The following is a 21,691-nucleotide window of genomic DNA, read 5'->3' as shown; positions in this document are numbered from 1 at the left end:
GTTAATGGTTTTTATGGATTAATTCACTTACAATTTCTCCCGATATAATAGCAGGTGGTACTCCGGGCCCTGGAACAGTTAATTGTCCTGTAAAGTACAAATTGTCTACTTTTTTACTTTTTAATTTGGGTCTTAATATATGAGTTTGCAGTAGGGTGTTGGCCAAACCGTATGCGTTTCCTTTATATGAGTTAAATTGATCTTCAAAATCTTTAATACAATAGCTTTCTTTAAAACTTACGAAAGAAGCAATCTCTTGGTTTGTGTTTTTTTCTAATCTATTAACAATAATGTTAAAATATTTTTCTCTAATAGCAGGTGTATCTTCTATGCCAGGAGCAATAGGAATTAGAAAAGTTCCAGCTTCTTTCCCTTCTGGGGCAAAATAATCATCGGTAATACTAGGGAAACTAGCATAGAATAAAGGTTTTTCGGGCCATTCGGGGGTGTCGTAAATAGATTTTGAATGGGCTCCAAAATCGGTATCAAAAAATAAGGTGTGATGCTCCACATTTTCTATTTTTTTATCAAAAGCTACGTAAAATAACAATGCCGAGGGAGCAAATGTTTTCTTATCCCAATACTTTTCAGAATATTGTTTTAATGATTGAGGCAGTAACGTTTCTGTAAAATGATAATCTGCTCCGCTTAAAAGAATGTCGCAATCAAAAGAAGAGTCGATGGTGCTTACAGAGGTAACGGTATTGTTCTGAGTATTGATAGCAGTAATATCTTGATTTAACACAATGGTTACGCCCAACTCTTCTGCCAATTTAGCCATACCTAGGGCTACTTGGTGCATCCCTTTAATAGGATGCCATGTTCCTAATTTAAAATCGGCATAGTTCATGAAATTGTAAAAACCAGGAGTAGTTTCTGGTTTAGCTCCCAGAAAAAGTACTGGGAATTCTAAAATTTGCTTTAATTCAGGATTTTTTAAATGCTTTGCTACTTGAGATTTAATGTTGCTGAAAAAAGAGCCTACTTTTAAAGCAGTTTTAGGAGTTATAATTTCCATTAGATTTTCACCAGGCTTGTACACTAAATCTTTGATGGCTAAGTTGTAGTTTTCTTCTGCATCAGCAATGAATTTTTTAAGAGATTTACCAGCTCCTTTTTCTATGTTTTCAAAAGTGGCAACAATAGTTTCAAAGTTTGCAGCAATTGTGATAGATTTTTCTACGTCAGAATAAACTTGATAACCAGGATCTAGCTGTTTAATCTCGTAATACTGCGAAGTAGTTTTGTTAAAATCATTAAAAAATTTATCAAATACATCGGGCATCCAATAAAACGTTGGTCCCATATCAAAAACAAAACCATCTTTTTTCAATTGTTGTGCTCGTCCACCTACATGGTTGTTTTTTTCCAAAATGGTTACGTCATATCCTAATTTGGCTAAATAGCAACTTGCGGACAAGGACGAAAACCCAGCACCTATGATAGTTATTCTTTTGTTCTTTTTCATATCCTAGTTTAGAAATCTCTTTTAGTTAAGAGTAGTACAATAATAAAGATATCAAAATAAACTAGTAAATATAAGGTGTGTTTTGGTTGTTTTTGTGATTAATGGGAGGTTTGGGATAGAATTTTTAGTTAACAGGCAACCTAAGTTTTACTGTTTTAACAGTTCTTCCTTAGGAAAAGAACGAGATACAGGAATAATGTCGTTAACGTATCTCAGTTTTACTTGCAAAGATCTGGCGTTACCCTTTACCTCAATAATTTCGTTTTTATTAACCAAAAAAGATCTGTGACATCTCGCAAACTGAGGATAGGTTTTTAATATTTCATAAACCTTTTTTAAAGTAACTCTTATGAGTTCTTGCTTAACTTTATTGTCCTCTATATATACAATGGTCGTATAATTGTTGTTAGATTGCGCAAACAAAATATCGTCTATATCTAAAACTAGGGGGGGCACGTTAATATTATCCGATGGTATACTAACCATCTCTTTCTTTTCTTTTCTTATTTTCTCTATAATTTCAGTAGGGACGGTATTGTGCTTTTTATACAAATAACGTTCAATCATAAAAATAATAAGTAATACAGGGAATATACCTATAGATAATACCAAGCACATAAATTTTAAAAAAGAAAATTTGGGCATGTATTGGGCGACAAAAGCATTGTGATAGAAGTAATTTGAGATAGAAATAATCAAAAAAGAAATTAGCAAAAAGCTAGCTTCTTTTTGTACGGTCCAACTTCTAACGCTAAAATAATATGGAAAGTATTTTGGTAATGCAAAATAACTAATGAATAAGCTAAAGCTAACTAATACTGAATAACCAACAATTAGCAAAGGGTTTTCATTGATAACAACTTCTATACCGTATGGCTGAAAAATTAAGAGGAACATATAGGTAAAAATTCCCACCCCAATAACCATTGATAATTTTACGTTATTCTTATCTATTAAAAAATAAGGTTTGTTACACCATTCTTTAAATTGTTCAATCATGTTTTTTTATCGTGGGGGTTGTTTTCCTATGTGTTTAAATCTATCATGTGTCCAAAAATATATTTCAGGATTTTCAGAAACATCACGTTCTACTTGTTTCAGATAGATATCGGTTAACGGATAACCATCGGATTTTTGTGGGTTTGTAGATAGTATTTCGAATGTAATTTCATAGTAGCCTCGCTTTGGCATTTTAATTTTCATGTAAATTACGGAAAAATTAAATCTTTTAGCCAACATTTCTGCTCCAGTATGTATGGGAACTATCTCGTTAAAAAACGGGGCCCAATAGTGAGTTTTCTTTAGTGAGGGGGATTGGTCACTTAGCAATCCGTAGATAGAAGGAATTCCTTTTCTGTAATTGCTTACAATTTGAGGTATAGTATCGTGAGTAGGAACAAAATAAGAACCAAATCGACCTCTGTTCTCTCTAACGTACTTATCAAAGTATTTGTTTTTCACTCTTTTATAAGCTCCGAAACACTTTAAGCTAGTGTGGTTGTTGATGTTAAACAACCATTCCCAGTTTCCGTGATGAGCACCTAGTAAAATAACGCTTTTGTTCAATCCTTCAAGTTCTCTAAAGACCTCAGGATTCATATACTTATATCTTTTATTGAGTTCTTTCTGAGAAATACCAAAGCCTTTTAACATTTCAATAAAAATATCAACAAAGTGCCTAAACGACTTTTTTTCAATATCTAATCTTTCTGTTTTACTTTTGTAAGGAAAGCAAATTTTTAAGTTTTTTCTAACCGTTTTTTTTCTGTAGCCTATAAGGTAATAAACCAAATAATATAATAGATTTGAGATGCCATAAAGAATCCAAAGAGGTAATTTTGATATTAAAAAAATGATTGGATACAGTATCCAAAAAATAATTTTGTCTTTATTCATTTCATTAAAATAGAGAAACAAATATCGTATATATATTGGAGAAAACTAAATCTTAACAAAATGAAATTAATTGTCATCATTCTAATTGCAGCCAACGTATTGTTTAGCTTACAAGGTTTTAATAATGTATTGTTTTTTAACAAATATAAATTCAACGTATTAAGTATTCAAAGAGGGGAGAAGTACAGAATGTTTACGTCCGGATTTTTACATGTAGACTATCTACATTTGGGTTTTAATATGTATGCTTTATACCTATTCTCTAATACAGTTTTGTATTATTTTAACATACCTCAATACCTATTAATATATGCTTTAAGTTTATTAGCAGGTAACTATTTATCCTTGCTAATTCACAAGTCAGATCCATATTACTCTGCTGTGGGAGCTTCTGGAGCCGTAACGGGTATCGTTTATGCGAGTATCGTTTTATATCCCAACATGGAATTGTATATTTTTCCTTTGCCCATTGCTATTAAAGGTTATGTTTTTGGAATTGGATATTTGTTTTATTCCATTTACGGAATGAAAAAGCAAATAGGTAACGTTGGGCACACTGCACATATTGGAGGAGCTATTGCAGGTTTTGGATTAACACCGTTGTTCAATCCCAAAGTTTTACTAGTTCATCCGTTGCAAACGCTGTTACTTGCCATCCCGATTGTTGTTCTATTAGTGCTTCAAAAAAGGAACCTTTTTCAGTAAGTAATTCAAAGTCATAATATTGGTTTAGCTCATTTTTAAAACCTATTTTTGCAGTTCTTAAAAATAGAGAGATATGGGTCAATTTTTTAATGGTTTTACCATAAAACCTAAAGATGATATTTTAGCAGGGATGACGGTTTCTTTAGCCATGATACCAGAGGTAGTTGCCTTTGCTTTCGTTGCTCAAATAGATCCTTTGGTAGCTTTGTCAGGAGCATTTATCATTGGGTTAATTACAGCAGTCTTTGGAGGGAGACCAGGTTTAATTTCTGGTGCTGCTGGAGCAGTAGCTGTTATCTTTGTACATATGATTCAAGAAGGTCATCAAAAAGGAATGCTATTTGACCAGCCCATAGAAAACATGGGATATTTCTATTTGTTAGGAGCGGTAATACTTATGGGGATTATTCAGATTTTGGCTGGGGTTTTTAAATTGGGACGTTTTGTTAAATTAATACCGCACCCCGTAATGCTAGGATTTGTGAATGGTTTGGCCATTGTTATTTTTTGGGCTCAGGTTAAAATGTTTAGCCACAAAACATTACAAGTCTCTACGGATGGGGTAAAGCAATACATTACCACTTTTATGGAAGGAAGTGAATTGTATACCATGATTGGTTTGGTAGGTTTAACCATGGCCATTATTTTTTTATTACCAAAGCTCACTAAAAAAATACCCGCATCTCTAACAGCGATCATCATTGTTACTTTAATTGTTGTATTGTCTGGAATGGATGTTTCTACAGTAGGTTCTTACATTAGAGAAGGAGGAGGAGAAGGTTTAAAGGGGGAATTTCCTACACCCAATATGGAGCTATGGCAAAACTTACCCTTTAACTTAGATACGTTCACGTTTTTGCTTCCGTATGCATTTTTGGCAGCTTCTGTAGGGTTGATAGAATCTCTAATGACTATGAATTTGGTGGACGAACTTACAGATACAAAAGGAAATGGGAATAGAGAATGTATTGCTCAAGGAGTGGGAAATATTACGAGTGGACTTTTAGGGGGTACTGGGGGTTGTGGTATGATTGGTCAAACAGTAATTAATATCAATGCTGAGGGAAGAGGACGTTTGTCTGGAATTACGATGGCTTTAACTTTGTTGTCATTCATTCTTTTTGCAGATAGATACATTGAGCAAGTTCCTATTGCTGCGTTGGTAGGAGTGATGTTTGTAATGGTGATTGAAACTTTTGCATGGTCAAGTATCAGAATTTTGAGAAAAATACCTAAAGCCGATGCTTTTGTATTGATAGCGGTATCTGTAATTACAGTTGTTTTTGATTTGGCTATTGCCGTTTTTGCAGGAGTGATTATTTCTGCATTGGTGTTCGCGTGGGAAAATGCAGTGAGAATTAGAGCCAGAAAAAGAATTAAAGACGGAGTGCCTACCTACGAAATTTGGGGACCCTTATTTTTTGGATCGGTTAATGTATTTAATGAAAAGTTTGACCCTAAAAATGATCCAAAATACATAGAAATAGATTTTATAGAATCTAGAGTAAGCGATCATTCTGGTTTAGAGGCTATAAAAAGTATTGTTAATAAGTACAATGACTTAGGCAAAGAAGTTAAATTGAGACACTTGAGTGAAGATTGTAAAGTACTGTTGAGAAAGGCTGATGCCAAATTTAACGATATGATTATTGAAAATATTGATGATCCTCGTTATCATTTAGTTGAAAACCCTGAAGCTTTTACCAAGGGATTAAATGATGCTTAGTTTTTATTCACAATATTTGTTTAACAGGGGGGATAAATTATTTCATTATACCTTGACAATGTAAGTCAATGGTGCTATTTGTTGTAGACAATTGAAAAACTGCAAAAATGAACGAAGAAATACTCTATCGTAAAGGAGCAAGAAAAGCACAAGATATTCCAAAAGAAGTATTGGGATTGCTGAATGACGGAAAAATTGAATCCGTTAACTTAACGGAGTGGTTAGCGGTAGACCATTTAAAACTTGTAAATACAAGCTTTTTAAAAATCGGCATCTCCAAAGAAAAAATAAAGTTGATTTCTGAGAACATTAAAAATCAGAAAAAACCTTCTACAATGAACACAACAAAATTAGTTGGTTCAATGCTTTATGAATTATATTCAACTAGTAAAGAATTAAGCTCAATCTTTGATAATTTGAGCACACATCCATCCGATTCTATTCGATGCTATGCACCGTATCTAAAATCTTTAGATAAAAAATTGTGTATAAGCGAAAAACTTTATCAATCAGAAAAATTAATTGCCGATACTCATTTTGGAGTTCGTGAAGTTGTTTGGATGGCCTTACGACCTGAAATTGATACCAATTTGATAAAGTCCATAGATATTTTAAGTGGTTGGACAAAAAACAAAGACGAAAATATAAGACGTTTTACAACTGAATCAACAAGACCGAGAGGCGTTTGGTGTAAGCATATTGAGAAATTAAAGGAAAATCCCGAAATGGCTTTACCTATTTTGGAAAATTTAAAATCGGACAAGTCTGACTATGTTCAAAATAGCGTTGGAAATTGGCTGAACGATGCAAGTAAAACGAAACCTAATTTTGTAGTTGCGCTTTGTGAAAAGTGGAAAAAGGACTCTCCTACAAAGGAAACTGAGAAAATAATAAAACGAGCTAGACGAACGATTGATAAAAAATAACTGCTTGCAGCAGAAGCCACAATTAATAAAGATTTAGGTATTCTACTTTCTTGTATTTTACATAATAATACGATGTAAATCATAATGTTACATATGTAAAACTGTTTGTCTACAATCGTCTAACTTTCCACCCAAGTTACATCCTCAAAAGGCTAATGACAGTTTACTATGCTGCTTCATCAGTATGATGAATCTTTGCTACTAATGGGACTTCTTACTCATTTTTTTTTCAAAAGTTAATAAAAGAGAAGGAAGAATAATTAAGTTAGAAAGCATGGCAAATAACAGCGTAATTGAAACCAACCCACCTAAAGCCTTTGTACCTCCAAAACTAGAAATGATAAAAACTAAAAAACCAAAGAATAAAACAATGGAGGTATAGAACATGCTAATTCCAGTTTCCTTTAAAGCTTTGTATACAGAATTTTTTATCTGTCCTCCACTAGACTTCAATTCCTGTCTGTATTTAGCCAAAAAATGAATAGTATCGTCGACAGATATACCAAAAGCAATGCTAAACACAAGTATAGTAGAAGGCTTTAAAGGAATTCCCAAAAAACCCATAATTCCAGCAGTTAACAATAGCGGAAACAAGTTAGGAACTAAAGAAATTAAAATCATTTTATAGTCTTTAAATAAAGAACCAATAAAAAGGGAGATGAGAATAATTGCTAAGCTGAGCGATATCGTTAAATTGTTAATTAGGTAATTGGTTCCTTTTACAAACACTAAGGCTTTTCCAGTCATGCTCACAGCGTATTTTTTACTTGGAAAGTTCTTATCAATAATTAATTGCAAACGGTGTTGAATTTGTTCCATTCTCTCAGTACCAATATCTTTCATAAATGTAGTGACACGAGCATATCTACCCGTTTTATCCACCATGTTGCTCAAAGCATCATTGTTAGCACCAGAGTTTTTGGCAAATCCTAAAATAAAGTTTTTTTCCTGTGAGGTTGGTAGGTCATAGTAGTCAGGGATTCCATTGTAAAAAGCTTGTTTAGAGTATTTTACCAGATTGTTGATAGAGATAGGTTTGGAAAGTTCAGGTATTTTTAAAATTTCTTCCTCTAACTTTTGAATACGCTTGAGCGTACTCAATTTCATCACCCCTTTATTTTTTTTAGTATCGATTAAAATTTCCAAAGGGAGAATACCACCAAACTCTTTTTCAAAGAAAACAATATCTTTATAAAACTGAGTTTTTTTAGACATATCTTCAATCAAACTTCCCGACACCTTAATTTTGCTAGCCCCAAGAGCACCTAATATGGCCAGAGCAAGAGTTACCAAATACACATATTTTTTTTGATGACTCACTACTCTTGTCATTCCCTTAATAATACCATCAGCCCACTTTTTCTCTAAATGTTTTAAGTGTTTGGCCTTTGGCAGAGGCATAAAACTATACAGGGTTGGAATTAAACACAAAGACAGCACAAATATTCCTAAAATACTAACCGATGCCACAACACCAAACTCTTTAAGAATTTGACTCTTAGTAAATATAAACGTTGCAAAACCAGCAGCAGTGGTAACATTGGTCATTAGCGTGGCATTACCGACTTTGGTAATAACTCTGTGTAAAGATTTAATTTTGTTCCCATGCTTAAATACTTCTTGCTGATACTTATGAATTAGAAAAATAGCGTTAGGAACTCCAATAACAATAATTAGCGGAGGTATTAAAGCGGTTAAAATAGATATTCTGTAGTCAAACAATCCAATAAAACCAAAAGACCATAAAACTCCTACGATAACCACCGTAAGGGTGATGGCTGTAGCTCTTACGGATCTAAAAAATAAGAAAAAGATGAGTCCAGTAACGCCCAAACCTAAAACGACAAACATACCCATTTCAGACTTTACGCTTGCAGCATTCATGCTTCTTACGTAGGGCATACCAGAGATTCTAACTTGTACGTCGTTATCTTTATTAAACTGATTGATTAAAGGATTAAAAGTGTCTTTTATAAAATCTGATCTTCTCTTGGTGTTTACTACCTCCTTATCGATATAGACAATGGTTTGTACAGTCTCAGTTTTTTTATTGAATAATAGATTGTCGTAAAAAGGAAGGTTGTTGAAAATATGACTCCTAATACTGTCTATTTCTTTCTGATCGAATAATTTTTTATTGAACAGGGGAGATAGCTCAAATTTTTGGAGAGCAACATTTTTTTTAAGTTCTTTAATGTTGCTGAAAGAGATAACTCCTTCAATTTCAGTTTTAAAGTTGGCAATATCATCAGCCAAAACTAACCAGTTGTTGAACTTTTTGGCATCTCGTAGTAGCGTGCTGTCTTGTACAGCTAGTACCACAATGTTCCCCTCTTCTCCAAAAATATTTAGAAATTCGTTGTATTCAATATTTACTGGATGATCTTCGGGTAATAAATTAGCTTCGTTGTACGAGAATTGCACGTTTTTAAACTGAGAACCTAATAAAACAGTAATCAGTAAAATAAATATAAGTGTGCTAATTCTGTTCGTTAAAATAGTTCTAGCTAATCGATTCCAAAATTTCATTTGATATAAAGGGAAATGGTAGTGATATTAAAAAGCTATCTAATTTAGTAATAAAATACTTTGTTAGATAGCTTTAAATGGTATTATGTTGTTAATGGTAAAATAATGAAAGTTAAACCTTCATAATTTCCCCATCTTTTACAGTATATAATTCGTCAATTTTCTTGATAAATTTGTCTGTTAATTCCTGAACATCAGCTTCTGCAGCCTTTTTCTCATCATCAGAAACATCAGTTTTTTTAATATCGTTGTTAGAATCTCTTCGGATATTTCTAACGCTTACTTTAGCGTGTTCTGCTTCTGCTTTAGCTGTTTTAGACAGTTCTTTACGTCTTTCTTCAGTTAACGCAGGAACGTTAATAATAATACTTTCACCGTTATTCATAGGATTAAAACCTAAGTTTGATAACATAATTCCTTTTTCAATTTCAGGAATCATATTTTTTTCCCAAGGTTGAATGGTAATGGTTTGTGCATCTGTGGTGTTCACGTTAGCTACTTGACTCAATGGAGTCTGAGATCCGTAGTAATCTACCATAACGCTTCCAAGCATTGCTGGACTTGCTTTTCCAGCTCTAATATTTCCAAATTCTTTAACCAAGTGAGCAATGGCAGCATCCATTCCTTCTTTGGTGCTATCTATAATAAATGTAACTTCTTCGTTCATCTTGTATATTATTTATTTGTAACTATTGTTCCTATATCTTCTCCTTGAATTAATTTTTGCAAGTTTCCTTTGGTATTCATATCAAAAACTAAAATAGGTAAACTGTTCTCTTCACTCAACGTAAACGCAGTAGAATCCATGATTTTTAAGCCCTTGTCTAATACGTCTCTATAAGAGATGGACTCAAATTTGGTAGCATTTGGATCTTTTTCTGGATCAGCGCTATAAATTCCATCTACGCGTGTTCCTTTTAAAATAACATCTGCTTGTATTTCGATAGCACGTAGTACAGAGGCTGTATCCGTGGTAAAGTAGGGGTTACCAGTTCCTGCACCAAAAATTACGACTCTCCCTTTCTCCAAATGCCTAACCGCTCTACGTTTGATGAAAGGTTCTGCAATTTCTTCCATTTTAATGGCTGTTAACAGTCTTGTTTGTACACCAACAGCTTCTATAGCACTTTGTAATGCCATACCATTGATACAAGTTGCCAACATTCCCATGTAATCTCCTTGAACTCTGTCCATTCCTTGAGCGGCACCAGAAATTCCTCTAAAAATATTTCCGCCACCAATCACAATTGCAATTTCTAAACCAGTGTCTACAGCCGCTTTAATTTCATCTGCATATTCCGCTAATCTTTTAGGATCAATACCATATTGATTATCTCCCATTAAAGCTTCTCCACTTAATTTTAAAAGTATTCTTTTGTATTGCATAATTGTTAGTTAGGTTGTGCAAATATAAAATTTTGAGATAAAATTAGGGAATCTAATTACATGTTTTACAAAAGAATTACAAATACAAAAAAACCTCTCATTGCCTAATGAGAGGTTTGGTATAAGTTATAATGTTTAGAATAAATTATCCTAAAGATACTCTTGTAAATGCAGTAACTTCAACGTTGGAAGCTGCAACATATTCTGCAACAGTTTTCTTTTCGTCTTTGATAAAGTTTTGATCTAGTAAACATTGCTCTTGATCTAAAGTAGTGTTGTCAGATACGAATCTTTCCATTTTACCTGGTAAAATTCTATCCCAGATTTTTTCTGGTTTACCTTCTGCAGCTAATTCAGCTTTAGCAGCTTCTTCTGCCTTAGCTAAAACTTCTTCTGTTAATTGAGACTTAGAAATAAATTGAGGAACATTTTTTAATGTTTTCCCTAATCTTCCTAGTTCAATATTGTCTTTTTCAATCGCAGCAATTCTTGCTTCAGTTTCAGCAGTAACAAATGCAGGATCAAAATCTTTATAAGATAAAGAAGTAGCTCCCATAGAAGCAACTTGCATTGCAATGTCTCTAGATAAAGCATCTGCACCCTCAATAGCTTTAGATAAACCTACTAAAGAAGCAATTTTGTTTCCTACGTGAATATAAGAACCTACAAAAGGAGCTTCTACTCTTGTAAAATCGTTAATTTCTAATTTTTCACCAACAACACCAGTTTGCTCAACTAGTTTATCAGCAACAGTTAAACCTTCGTACTCAGAAGCTAAAAACTCTTCTTTAGTCTTAAAGTTTAAAGCGTGAGCTGCTAAGCTTTTTGCCAAAGCAACAAAATCATCGTTTTTACCAACAAAATCAGTTTCACATCCTAATACGATAGAAACACCCACAGTTTTGTCGTTATTTACAACAGAGATAGCAGCACCTTCGCTTGACTCACGGTCAGCTCTTTTTGCAGCCATTTTTTGACCTCTCTTACGTAAAACGTCAATAGCTTTATCAAAATCTCCTTCAGCTTCAATCAAAGCTTTTTTACAGTCCATCATTCCAGCTCCTGATGATTTTCTTAATTTCATCACGTCAGCTGCTTTAATATCTGCCATAGTATTATTATTTAAAGTTTTTATAAAAATGAACGGTACAAAAATATAAAAGATTTGTACCGTTGCATGTTAATTTTGTATGATTATTTTGCTTCTTCTGTAGCTGCCTCTTTAGGAGCTTCAGCAGGAGCATCTTTACCAGCTTTTCTTTCACTTAACCCTTTAGCAACCGCTTCAGTAGTATAAGATAAAATTTTATCAATAGACTTAGAAGCATCATCATTAGATGGAATTACAAAGTCAATTGGGCTAGGGTCAGAGTTGGTATCTACCATTGCAAAAACAGGAATGTTCAATTTCTTAGCTTCTGCTACAGCGATGTGCTCTTTTTTAACATCAATTACAAATAAAGCACCAGGTAAACGAGTCATATCAGAGATAGAACCTAAGTTCTTTTCTAATTTAGCTCTTTGACGGTCGATTTGTAATTTTTCTCTTTTAGATAAAGCATCAAAAGATCCATCAGTCTTCATTCTATCAATTTGAGCCATTTTTTTAACAGCTTTACGGATAGTAACAAAGTTAGTTAACATACCACCTGGCCATCTTTCAGTGATGTAAGGCATGTTTACAGCTCCAGCTTTTTCTGCAACGATATCTTTAGCTTGCTTTTTTGTAGCAACAAATAAGATCTTTCTTCCTGATGCAGCTATTTTTTCTAAAGCAGCAGATGCTTCGTCAATTTTAGCTGAAGTCTTGTACAAGTCGATGATGTGAACTCCGTTTCTTTCTGTGTAGATGAAAGGAGCCATACTTGGATTCCACTTTCTAGTTAAGTGTCCAAAGTGTACACCAGCTTCTAATAATTCTTGAATATTTGCCATAATATGGGTTATTGTTTAGATGTTAGCAATAGGAGAGTAGTTCTGTGTAGAAGTCTCTACTATTTTTGCTAAACAATCGATTAATTTTAATATATAATTGTAAAAGATTAACGCTTTGAGAATTGGAACTTCTTTCTTGCTTTCTTTTGACCAAATTTCTTACGTTCAACCATTCTAGGGTCACGAGTTAATAATCCTTCTGGTTTTAAGATCGTTCTGTTTTCAGCATCAATTTCACATAAAACTCTAGAAATAGCCAAACGAATTGCTTCTGCTTGTCCAGTAACTCCTCCTCCAAATACATTTACTGTAATATCAAAAGATTCTAAGTTTTCTGTTAATAATAAAGCTTGTTTTACTTTGTATTGTAATGTACCCGTAGTAAAGTAGTTTGTTAACTCTTTACCATTGATAGTAATGTTTCCTTTCCCTTCAGAAACATATACTCTTGCTACGGCAGTTTTTCTTCTACCAATTTTGTGAATAGTTTCCATGTTTATTTAAGGTCGTTTAAGTTAATAGCTGTTGGTTGTTGAGCTTCTTGTGCGTGCTCAGTACCAGCATAAACGTATAAGTTTCTGTAAAGAGCGCTTCCTAATTTGTTTTTAGGTAACATTCCTTTTACTGCTTTTTCGATTAATCTTGTAGGATCTTTTTCGAACATTTCTGTAGCAGATAAACTTCTTTGACCACCTGGATATCCTGTGTGACGGATGTAAGACTTGTCATCCCACTTTTTTCCAGTTAATTGAATTTTTTCAGCGTTGATAATAACAACGTTGTCTCCACAATCTACGTGAGGAGTGTAACTTGGTTTGTGCTTACCTCTAATTAGTTTTGCAACTTTAGAAGCTAAACGACCCAATGTTTGTCCGTCCGCATCAACCAAAATCCACTGCTTGTCTACAGTAGCTTTGTTAGCCGATACTGTTTTGTAACTTAATGTGTTCATTTACACTTAGTTTTTGTAATAATTAAACAATAATTCTTCTTGGATTCTCCAAGGGATTGCAAAAGTATGATTTATTATTTATTTGACAATCTGTTTTTTAGAATTATTTTTAGCCAATAGCTTTTTTTGATATTTCCCTTGTACAATATCAATAAGCACCAATACAGTAATTACAAAATAAAAAGTAGTTTTACTCATAGGGGTCACGTGGTTGTCTAAAATACTGATATGTGCCAAATGACCTCCCTCAGATAACAACATAATTCCTACAATTAACAATACAAATAAACCGAGCACTTCGTACATTCTGTTTTTTTGTAAAAAGGTGGAGATTTTATCAGCAAGAAATATCATTAGCAATCCTCCCGTTACAATGGCAATAGTCATTAATATTAATTGAGTTGAAAAAGGCAAGTGACTGGTTAGAGCCATGGCACTCAAAATAGAATCAAAAGAAAAAATTAAGTTCATCACCACAATCCAAGCAATAACGCTTTTGGCAGATTTATTTTCACCGTTGTTTTGATGATGATCGTTAGGGTCAATGTGCATCATATGCCATATTTCTTTTACAGCAGTATATAAAATAAAAACACCCCCTACCAAAACAATCACTGCATGCACATTAAGTTCTAAATGAAAGATTTTCGTATCGATTTTTAAAAAAGGATCCTGAAAAAACTGTATCAAATACATTAAGACAAATAGCAATACAATTCTTAAAGCGATGGCCAAACTGATTCCAATTTTTCTAACAGCGCTTTGTTTTTCTTTAGGAGCTTTTTGTGACTCTAAGGAGATATATAAAAGATTATCGAATCCCAGCACAGCTTGTAAAAGGATTAACATAAATAATGTAATTAAGCTTTCAATTGAAAATAAATTTTCCATAGCAATAAGTTATTGTATTATAGTATATAATTTAACGTGTAGGTTTTTTAAAAGAAATTAAAATTAATGTGCATCTAGCCAATTATCTCCCATATCCGTATCCACCACAAGAGGTACGTTAAGTTTGTACGCATTTTCCATTTTAGAAACAATTAAGGGTTTTAAAATTTCCACCTCTTCCTTATGCATATCAAAAACCAATTCATCATGCACTTGTAGTAGCATTTTGGTTTTATAATCACCCTCTTCCAAGGCCTTTTGAATATCAATCATCGCTATTTTAATAATGTCTGCTGCGGTACCCTGAATAGGTGCGTTCACCGCATTTCGCTCATCAGCGGAGCGAACAATAGCATTGGCAGAATTGATGTTTTTTAAATATCTACGTCTGTCGAGTAAGGTTTTTACATATCCATTTTCCTTGGCAAAGTCTACTTGGCTAGACATATAAGCTTTTAAAGTAGGATACGTTTTGTAATAAGTATCAATTAATTCTTTAGATTCTTTTCTGCTTAAATTCGTTTGTTGGCTCAACCCAAATGCAGATACACCATATATAATTCCAAAGTTTACCGTTTTAGCATGGCTACGTTGCTCTCTTGTTACCTCTTCAATAGCAATTCCAAAAACTTTAGCAGCAGTAGATTTGTGGATATCATCACCGTTTTGAAAAGAAGCCAACATTTCTGGATCCTGACTCAATTCGGCGATTAATCTAAGTTCTATTTGAGAATAATCTGCAGCAAATAACACATAGTCATCATTCTTTTTAATAAATGCTTTTCTTATTTGCTTACCTCTTTCTGTTCTAATCGGTATGTTTTGTAGGTTTGGATTGTTAGAACTTAATCTACCTGTAGCCGCGGTAGACTGGTTGTAAGTGGTGTGGACTCTTTTAGTTACAGGATTTACCTCATTAGGAAGTGCATCTACGTAGGTGTTCTTTAGCTTAACCAATCCTCGATATTCTAATATTTTCGCTACGATTTCGTGCTCTGTTGCCAGCTTACTTAAAACATTTTCTCCCGTAGCATACTGACCTGTTTTTGTCTTTTTGGGTTTGTCTATCAATTTCATGTTCTCAAACAACACAATACCCAATTGTTTAGGAGATGCAATATTAAATTCCTCTCCGGATAATTGAAAGATTTCTGCCTCCAAACTTAAAATATCTTTGGTTAACACATCAGACAATTCACTTAAGTAATCTACATCTAAATTAATCCCCTCTAGCTCCATAATAGCCAGTACTTTAAGCAAAGGGAGCTCTATGTTGTAAAATAATTTTTCTAAATTATTTTCAGTGAGTTCTTTGGAGAAGAAAGTTTCCAACTGAAAATTAACGTCCGATTGTTCGCACGTGTAAGCGGTGATACTTGTTAAAGCAACCTCTGAGAATTTTAATTTATTCCTTCCTTTTCCAATGACAGATTCTTGATTTTTAAGTTCGTAACCCAAGTATGTTTCCGACAATATATCCAATTGATGTCTCATATCTGGATGCAGTAGATAATGAGCCAAACTAGTATCAAAAAAAGCACCTTTAAATTCAATGTCGTACTGTGCTAAAAGCTTTATATTGCTTTTGGTGTCGTAAGAAATTTTAACAATATGTTCGTTTTCAAAAAAGTGTTTTAACTCGTTAAAAACAGTCTGTTTATTATTGTTTACGGGAATGTAGTATCCTGTTTTGGCTTCGTAAGAAAAACTAAAACCAATAATAACGTCTACAAAGTTTTCCTTTTCTGTGATGATATCAAAAGCAACTTTAGGCTGATTGATTAATTTTTTTAAAAACAACCTTCTAGCCGTATCGGTATCTAAATATTGATAGAGGGAATCGGTGTCCGTGATGGTTTTAAACCCAGAAGTAATAGTTACTTGTTGATGATGAGTATTAGGAGTAGCAAACAAGTCTAGTTGAGGTTCTCCGTCTGTAGATTCAGATTTTGGTACTTCTAATTGGGGTGCATCTATGGCAAAAAGTCTATTAAAACTATCCGCAATTCTTCTAAACTCCAACTCTTGAAATATTTTGGTAGTTTCCTCTTGGTTGGGTTTACACATCGTATAATCTTCTTCATTATACTTAACGGGACAATCCAACATGATGGTAGCTAATTGCTTAGAAAGTAGCCCTAACTCCTTATTGGCTTCAACTTTTTCTTTCATTTTCCCTTTTAGCTCATGTGTGTTCGCAAAAAGGTTTTCAATGGAACCGTATTGTTTGATGAATTTTTTAGCAGTTTTATCTCCAACACCAGGGAGTCCTGGGATGTTATCTACAGCATCTCCCATCATTCCTAAATAATCTATCACTTGTAGAGGTGAGTCTACCTCAAATTTTTCTTTTACTTTATCAACGTCCCAAATCTCAATTCCGTTCCCTATTCTAGCAGGTCGGTACATAAAAATATTTTCAGACACTAGTTGTGCGTAATCTTTGTCGGGAGTGACCATATAAACCTGGCAACCATTTTTTTCTGCTTGTTTTGCAATTGTTCCAATCAAGTCATCAGCCTCAAATCCCTCTACTTCAATAATGGGAATGTTCATCGCTTTTAAAATTTCTTGTATATAAGGAATGGCAATTTTAATAGCTTCTGGAGTTTCTTGTCTGTTGGTCTTGTATTCGGTAAAGGCCTCAGTTCTTAAGGAAGAACCCCCTTTATCAAAAGCAACAGCTAGCAGTTCTGGTTTTTCTCTTCTGATGACATCTAGTAAAGAATTGGTAAATCCTAAAATAGCGGAGGTGTCCATTCCTTTAGAATTAATTCTAGGGTTTTTAATAAGAGCGTAATATCCTCTAAAAATAAGTGCATAAGCATCTAATAAAAAGAGTCTTTTTTGATTGGCCATAACTATTGTTTTGAGATGGGTAAATGTAATTAAAATTGATAAAATTTAAAGACTGGTTTTGGTTGATTTGACACCTAAATCATTAATAATTATTAAAAAATGTTCAGAATAAGCCTATATTAGGGTGCTTTTCTTTGTTTTTTTGATAAAAAAGTTATATTGCAATACGGAGTTGGTCTTCTATAGACTTACTTCTTAGTAACTTAAAAGTATGTTGTATGACTAAATTTGGAGATTTAATAAATGTTGAAATACCTGTTTTAATAGATTTTTATGCTCATTGGTCGGATGAAGATAAGGTGACAGGAGTGGTATTGAGAGATGTTGCTGCTGCCCTGGGAGATAAAGCCAAGGTGATAAAAATTGACACACAAAAAAATGAAATTTTAGCAGATGCCTTAAAAGTAGAGGCGAGTCCAACTTTTGCTATTTATAAAAACGGAGTAATGCAATGGAGGCAGGCCGGGGCTCAAGATGCTGATACGCTAATTTCCTTAATGCAGCAATACGTTTAACCAATCAATTTAAAGGTGTAGCCTTGTTCGGTTAAATGCTTCAATACAGCAGGAAGTGTTTCTTTAAGCCTAGGGAAAGCTTTAATGCTGTCGTGAAAAACAATAATATCTCCTTTATTACAATTCTTTATCACATTTTTTGTGCATTGTTTGGCTGATAAATTTTGGTCAAAGTCACCACTAAGCACACTCCACATAATTATTTTATAACCCAATTTTTGCAACTCATTAGACTGATTTCCTGTTAGCTTTCCATAAGGAGGTCTAAATAGTTTTTGCGATACGTTTTTAGGAAATAAATTTTCCGCTAGAATAGTGTCTTCTACGTATTTTTTGGTCTCTATATTCCATCCTTTGAGATGGCTAAAAGTGTGGTTACCTACAGCGTGATTTTGTTCCAAAATTTGCTCAAAAATTTCAGGATTTTTTTGCACATTATCTCCGATGCAAAAAAAGGTGGCTTTCGCGCTATGCTTTTCTAACTGATTTAAAACCCACGGAGTAATTTCAGGAATAGGTCCATCGTCAAACGTTAAGTATATTTCTTTTTCCAAGGTGTTAAAACTCCAAACCCATTGTTTAAAAAGGGATTGAAGTATTTTGGGAATTTTGACAGGATAAGGTCTGAACATTATTTAAGGATATCTTCAAATAACTTGATATGACCGATAAACTCTGTTTCTACTTTGTTTTTGTAATCTTCGTCGTTGTCATATTTGTTAACGTCCGCAGCAATGGTTTGGTAAAGTTTAAAAGAGTTTTCAACATCACTAAAAACAGTATCAATTTGTCGGGGACTTAGATGGCTGTAATATTGCAACTGTTCCTGAAATATCTGAATCAATTGATTGGCAGCAAGCCTAGCTTTTTTAGGTTTGTCTAGCAAGTAGTACTGTTCTGGAAATCCAAGACATACTCCATATTGCATATAATCTTTAATAGGCATCTTGTTGTAGCTAATGTCTAGTACTTCCTCAGCTTTTTCTAATTTTCCATCATTCATTAAAACTTCTACTAATCTAGAAATATTGTTTCTGTATGATATAGAGTTTTTTCTAGACTCTGCATCTAAATAAAAATCTTTACCTCTGTGTCCAAAGTCCCAGTTTTTTACTTGACGATACATTTTATCAGAATCAATACGACCCATTCCTAAGATACCATATTCGCTTTCTGTTTTTATAGGAACTAGTTGAAAAGCCATTCCATCTAATTGTAAATAATCTTTTAACCATAGATATTCTGCATCGTCGTTAGAACCACCCGTAAAATAAATAGGTCTTTCCCAGTTGTTGTTTGCTAAAATATCCAGCATCAAAGTTCTGTTTTTGGTTAGACCCCTATCATCTACATCAAGATCCATAAAATCTACAATAAGTGCGGAGTCTTTAGCTTTTACAATGCCATTTTTTAAAACAGCTTGTTTATCCACATTTAATCTGAGTTTGTTAGTTGGGTAGAATTTTTCAAACTTATCTTCACCAATTTCTATGTAAGTTCTTTTGTCTGAAGAATCAATCCATTTCATGAAATTTCTAATATCCCACCTCTCATTAGATTGACCTGTGTGGTAAGCTACATCTAAAGTACCGTGTTTGTATTGCTTGTGAGTAAGCTGCGATGGAATAGGAGGTGCTTCGTAAGTCTTGCGTTTCATTTGGTCTATATACCAGTCGGTAGCAAGTAAACTTGTATTTACAATTTTTATATCTGTTCTATATCCTTCCACTTCTTGCAAATACCAAAGCGGAAAAGTATCATTGTCGCCAATGGTAAATATAATAGCATTTTTGTCACATGAATCTAAGTACGCTTTTGCATTAAAATGAGCGGTGTATTTGTTAGATCTATCGTGGTCGTCCCAGTTTTCAGAAGCCAAAAGAACAGGGGAGATGAGTAGGCAACATAAAGGGACAATGTATGCAAAAGATTTAAGAGGTTTCACTTGGTTGATTTTATTCCAAATAGCGTAAACACCAAAGCCAACCCACATGGCAAAAATGTAAAAAGAACCTACAATTGCGTAATCTCTTTCTCTTGGTTCAAAAGGTTTAGGATTGGTGTAAAAAATGATAGCAAATCCTGTGAAAGCAAAAAATAGCAATAAATTGTAAAAATTTCGTTTGTCCCTGTTATACTGAAAGACCAAACCGATAATCCCTAGTAAAAGAGGAATACCATAATAGATATTTCTTCCTTTGTTATTTATAACTTCTGAAGAAAGATTTTTTTGAGAACCTAGAAAAATAGCATCTATAAAGTCTATGCCTAATATCCAGTTTCCGTTGAACGGATCCAATCTTCCTTGGATATCGTTTTGTTTTCCAACAAAATTCCAGAATAAATATCTAAAGTACATATAGCCAAATTGATATTTGACCATAAACTCTACATTCTGAGCAAAAGTTGGTTTGGCTTTACTCTTGGCCGGAATACCTACAATTGATTTGTAATTTTGTTCCAATCCCGGTACAACCATTCTTGGTATAAAACCTTTGTGTTTGTCAGATGTTTTTTCTTCGGCATTCTTGTAATCATTCACAATAATGTATTTGCCAGATTTATAATCCTTTTCGTATTTGGGTTTTACATCAATCAATATAGGATCTCCATTGCTGTCCAAAGCGGGTTCTCTATCGTATTTAGAGGAGTAATAAGTATCATAAAAAATATTTGCATCACCATATTGCTCTCTATTGTAGTAGGCCAATAATTCTCTAGCGGATGACGGATTATTTTCGTTAATGGTGGTGTTGGCATTTGCTCTTATAGGAAGCATTAACCAGCAAGAAAAACCAATCATCACAAAAGCTATAGATAATAGGGCGATGTTTGCTACGTATTGCTTACGTTTTTTAGTATAGGATAAGCCAAAGTAAAACCCGACAACAATCACAATACCCGCAATAATACTACCAGAATTAAACGGCATACTTAGGTTGTTCACAAAGAATAATTCAGAAGCGCTGAAAAACTTTAAAGTAAAAGGGAACAAGAATTTAAAAATAAAAACAAGCGCACCAATAGCAATGACATTGGCCATAACAAAATTTTTGATAGTATATTTTTGGTAGTAATTGTTTAAATAAATAAAAACCAAGGAAGGAATTACCAATAAAGCAAGTATATGAACTCCAAAAGACAAACCAATAACAAAACATATTAAAATTAACCACTTGTTACCCCTGGCCGTTGAAAAAGACGATTCCCATTTTAAACCTAGCCAAAATAAAAGAGCCATTAAAAAAGAAGACATGGCATAAACCTCTGCTTCTACAGCGCTAAACCAAAAACTATCGGAAAAGGTGTACGTTAAACTTCCTACAAAGGCAGCTCCTAGAATTGCGATGGCTTTGCTATTAGTTAGTTCACCATTTTTTACAGCAACTCTTTTAATTAAATTGGTCAGAGACCAAAACATAAATAGAATAGTAAAGGCACTAGCCAAACCAGACATAAAATTCACCATATAAGCAATGTTACTGGGAGAAGTGCTGAAAGTGGCAAAAAAAGCTCCCAACATTTGGAACAATGGAGCACCAGGAGGGTGTCCAACTTCTAGTTTAACAGCTGTAGAGATATACTCCCCACAGTCCCAAAAACTAACCGTAGGTTCAAGGGTTAAAGTGTATGTTATTAAGGAAATACTAAAAGCAATCCAACCAAGGACTACGTTCCATTTTTGATATGAATGTTCTTTCATTACAAGAGTTAAGACTATTTTTAAATCACAAATTTAGTCAAATATAAAGATTGATAAATGCTTAGCTTAAAAATGTTCTTTTAAATCACCTTATTTTTTCTAAATATGAGTAAAACCTTGTATTTCAATAGCTAGTATTTTACAAGCCAACAAAGTGTTATTTTTTTCGAAAAAGTATTGCAAAATTATAGAATAGGTGT

At 33.5% G+C, this 21,691-nt stretch carries 18 protein-coding genes; 4 read left to right on the top strand and 14 right to left on the bottom strand.

From position 1 onward, the window contains the following. Position 1 precedes the first annotated feature (1 nt). From ACXGQW_RS02615 to ACXGQW_RS02605, 3 genes are all read right to left on the bottom strand, one after another. A complete protein-coding gene (locus ACXGQW_RS02615) occupies positions 2-1,468 on the bottom strand; it encodes a phytoene desaturase family protein (protein WP_457823550.1) in 1,467 nt (488 codons plus the stop codon). A gap of 147 nt (positions 1,469-1,615) precedes the next feature. After that, positions 1,616-2,467 carry a LytR/AlgR family response regulator transcription factor gene (locus tag ACXGQW_RS02610; protein ID WP_457823549.1) on the bottom strand — a complete coding sequence of 284 codons (852 nt, stop codon included), beginning with the start codon at positions 2,465-2,467 and terminating at the stop codon, positions 1,616-1,618. A 6-nt stretch (positions 2,468-2,473) separates the two neighbouring features. Then, complete coding sequence (locus ACXGQW_RS02605; RefSeq protein WP_457823548.1) at positions 2,474-3,364, bottom strand: lysophospholipid acyltransferase family protein; 891 nt, start codon at positions 3,362-3,364, stop codon at positions 2,474-2,476. 60 nt (positions 3,365-3,424) lie between these two features. On the opposite strand from ACXGQW_RS02605, the gene ACXGQW_RS02600 reads away from it, so the two are divergent. The 3 genes from ACXGQW_RS02600 to ACXGQW_RS02590 all read left to right on the top strand — a co-directional run bounded on the left by ACXGQW_RS02600 (position 3,425) and on the right by ACXGQW_RS02590 (position 6,721). After that, on the top strand, positions 3,425-4,069 hold the full coding sequence (locus ACXGQW_RS02600; RefSeq protein WP_457823547.1) for a rhomboid family intramembrane serine protease: 645 nt from the start codon (positions 3,425-3,427) through the stop codon (positions 4,067-4,069). Positions 4,070-4,142: 73 nt separating this feature from the next. Further along, complete coding sequence (locus tag ACXGQW_RS02595; RefSeq protein ID WP_457823546.1) at positions 4,143-5,795, top strand: SulP family inorganic anion transporter; 1,653 nt, start codon at positions 4,143-4,145, stop codon at positions 5,793-5,795. Between the two features lie 107 nt (positions 5,796-5,902). Next, positions 5,903-6,721: a DNA alkylation repair protein gene (locus ACXGQW_RS02590; protein WP_457823545.1), complete on the top strand. Its 819-nt coding sequence runs from the start codon at positions 5,903-5,905 to the stop codon at positions 6,719-6,721. 201 nt (positions 6,722-6,922) lie between these two features. Here ACXGQW_RS02590 and ACXGQW_RS02585 read toward each other — a convergent pair whose 3' ends face one another. The 9 genes from ACXGQW_RS02585 to polA all read right to left on the bottom strand — a co-directional run bounded on the left by ACXGQW_RS02585 (position 6,923) and on the right by polA (position 17,273). After that, entirely contained in the window at positions 6,923-9,250 is a 2,328-nt protein-coding gene (locus ACXGQW_RS02585) for an efflux RND transporter permease subunit (protein ID WP_457823544.1), read from the bottom strand. 112 nt (positions 9,251-9,362) lie between these two features. Further along, positions 9,363-9,917, bottom strand: a complete 555-nt coding sequence (gene frr, locus ACXGQW_RS02580; RefSeq protein ID WP_457823543.1) for a ribosome recycling factor — start codon at positions 9,915-9,917, stop codon at positions 9,363-9,365. A gap of 8 nt (positions 9,918-9,925) precedes the next feature. After that, positions 9,926-10,636, bottom strand: a complete 711-nt coding sequence (gene pyrH, locus ACXGQW_RS02575) for a UMP kinase (RefSeq protein WP_457823542.1) — start codon at positions 10,634-10,636, stop codon at positions 9,926-9,928. Positions 10,637-10,781: 145 nt separating this feature from the next. Continuing rightward, a complete protein-coding gene (gene tsf / locus ACXGQW_RS02570) occupies positions 10,782-11,747 on the bottom strand; it encodes a translation elongation factor Ts (protein ID WP_457823541.1) in 966 nt (321 codons plus the stop codon). A gap of 83 nt (positions 11,748-11,830) precedes the next feature. Continuing rightward, positions 11,831-12,571 (bottom strand): 30S ribosomal protein S2, encoded by a 741-nt coding sequence (gene rpsB / locus ACXGQW_RS02565; protein WP_457823540.1) that lies wholly within the window; start codon positions 12,569-12,571, stop codon positions 11,831-11,833. Positions 12,572-12,678: 107 nt separating this feature from the next. After that, complete coding sequence (rpsI, locus tag ACXGQW_RS02560; RefSeq protein ID WP_457823539.1) at positions 12,679-13,065, bottom strand: 30S ribosomal protein S9; 387 nt, start codon at positions 13,063-13,065, stop codon at positions 12,679-12,681. 2 nt (positions 13,066-13,067) lie between these two features. Then, entirely contained in the window at positions 13,068-13,523 is a 456-nt protein-coding gene (gene rplM / locus ACXGQW_RS02555; RefSeq protein WP_457823538.1) for a 50S ribosomal protein L13, read from the bottom strand. A gap of 78 nt (positions 13,524-13,601) precedes the next feature. Further along, positions 13,602-14,414, bottom strand: a complete 813-nt coding sequence (locus ACXGQW_RS02550) for a TerC family protein (RefSeq protein WP_457823537.1) — start codon at positions 14,412-14,414, stop codon at positions 13,602-13,604. Positions 14,415-14,477: 63 nt separating this feature from the next. Beyond that, on the bottom strand, positions 14,478-17,273 hold the full coding sequence (polA, locus tag ACXGQW_RS02545) for a DNA polymerase I (RefSeq protein ID WP_457823536.1): 2,796 nt from the start codon (positions 17,271-17,273) through the stop codon (positions 14,478-14,480). Between the two features lie 218 nt (positions 17,274-17,491). On the opposite strand from polA, the gene ACXGQW_RS02540 reads away from it, so the two are divergent. Beyond that, positions 17,492-17,788, top strand: coding sequence for a thioredoxin family protein (locus ACXGQW_RS02540; protein ID WP_457823535.1), 297 nt, complete (start codon positions 17,492-17,494; stop codon positions 17,786-17,788). Here the strand turns inward: ACXGQW_RS02540 and ACXGQW_RS02535 are convergent. Beyond that, positions 17,785-18,342, bottom strand: coding sequence for a polysaccharide deacetylase family protein (locus ACXGQW_RS02535; RefSeq protein ID WP_457823534.1), 558 nt, complete (start codon positions 18,340-18,342; stop codon positions 17,785-17,787). The two genes, ACXGQW_RS02540 and ACXGQW_RS02535, sit on opposite strands and share 4 nt — an antisense overlap. Positions 18,343-18,419: 77 nt before the next feature. Further along, positions 18,420-21,491, bottom strand: coding sequence for a glycosyltransferase family 117 protein (locus ACXGQW_RS02530; RefSeq protein WP_457823533.1), 3,072 nt, complete (start codon positions 21,489-21,491; stop codon positions 18,420-18,422). Between the last annotated feature and the right edge of the window lie 200 nt (positions 21,492-21,691).

Source organism: Wenyingzhuangia sp. IMCC45533 (assembly GCF_054111225.1).
The sequence above is the reverse complement of the archived record's forward strand: the minus strand, read 5'-3'. Positions and strand labels throughout refer to the sequence as shown.

What these genes read in the sequence shown, in the direction of transcription:
- ACXGQW_RS02615 (WP_457823550.1), bottom strand. Translation starts at nt 1,468, where the DNA reads ATGAAAAAGAACAAAAGAATAACTATCATAGGTGCTGGGTTTTCGTCC.
- ACXGQW_RS02610 (WP_457823549.1), bottom strand. Translation starts at nt 2,467, where the DNA reads ATGATTGAACAATTTAAAGAATGGTGTAACAAACCTTATTTTTTAATA.
- ACXGQW_RS02605 (WP_457823548.1), bottom strand. Translation starts at nt 3,364, where the DNA reads ATGAATAAAGACAAAATTATTTTTTGGATACTGTATCCAATCATTTTT.
- ACXGQW_RS02600 (WP_457823547.1), top strand. Translation starts at nt 3,425, where the DNA reads ATGAAATTAATTGTCATCATTCTAATTGCAGCCAACGTATTGTTTAGC.
- ACXGQW_RS02595 (WP_457823546.1), top strand. Translation starts at nt 4,143, where the DNA reads ATGGGTCAATTTTTTAATGGTTTTACCATAAAACCTAAAGATGATATT.
- ACXGQW_RS02590 (WP_457823545.1), top strand. Translation starts at nt 5,903, where the DNA reads ATGAACGAAGAAATACTCTATCGTAAAGGAGCAAGAAAAGCACAAGAT.
- ACXGQW_RS02585 (WP_457823544.1), bottom strand. Translation starts at nt 9,250, where the DNA reads ATGAAATTTTGGAATCGATTAGCTAGAACTATTTTAACGAACAGAATT.
- frr (WP_457823543.1), bottom strand. Translation starts at nt 9,917, where the DNA reads ATGAACGAAGAAGTTACATTTATTATAGATAGCACCAAAGAAGGAATG.
- pyrH (WP_457823542.1), bottom strand. Translation starts at nt 10,636, where the DNA reads ATGCAATACAAAAGAATACTTTTAAAATTAAGTGGAGAAGCTTTAATG.
- tsf (WP_457823541.1), bottom strand. Translation starts at nt 11,747, where the DNA reads ATGGCAGATATTAAAGCAGCTGACGTGATGAAATTAAGAAAATCATCA.
- rpsB (WP_457823540.1), bottom strand. Translation starts at nt 12,571, where the DNA reads ATGGCAAATATTCAAGAATTATTAGAAGCTGGTGTACACTTTGGACAC.
- rpsI (WP_457823539.1), bottom strand. Translation starts at nt 13,065, where the DNA reads ATGGAAACTATTCACAAAATTGGTAGAAGAAAAACTGCCGTAGCAAGA.
- rplM (WP_457823538.1), bottom strand. Translation starts at nt 13,523, where the DNA reads ATGAACACATTAAGTTACAAAACAGTATCGGCTAACAAAGCTACTGTA.
- ACXGQW_RS02550 (WP_457823537.1), bottom strand. Translation starts at nt 14,414, where the DNA reads ATGGAAAATTTATTTTCAATTGAAAGCTTAATTACATTATTTATGTTA.
- polA (WP_457823536.1), bottom strand. Translation starts at nt 17,273, where the DNA reads ATGGCCAATCAAAAAAGACTCTTTTTATTAGATGCTTATGCACTTATT.
- ACXGQW_RS02540 (WP_457823535.1), top strand. Translation starts at nt 17,492, where the DNA reads ATGACTAAATTTGGAGATTTAATAAATGTTGAAATACCTGTTTTAATA.
- ACXGQW_RS02530 (WP_457823533.1), bottom strand. Translation starts at nt 21,491, where the DNA reads ATGAAAGAACATTCATATCAAAAATGGAACGTAGTCCTTGGTTGGATT.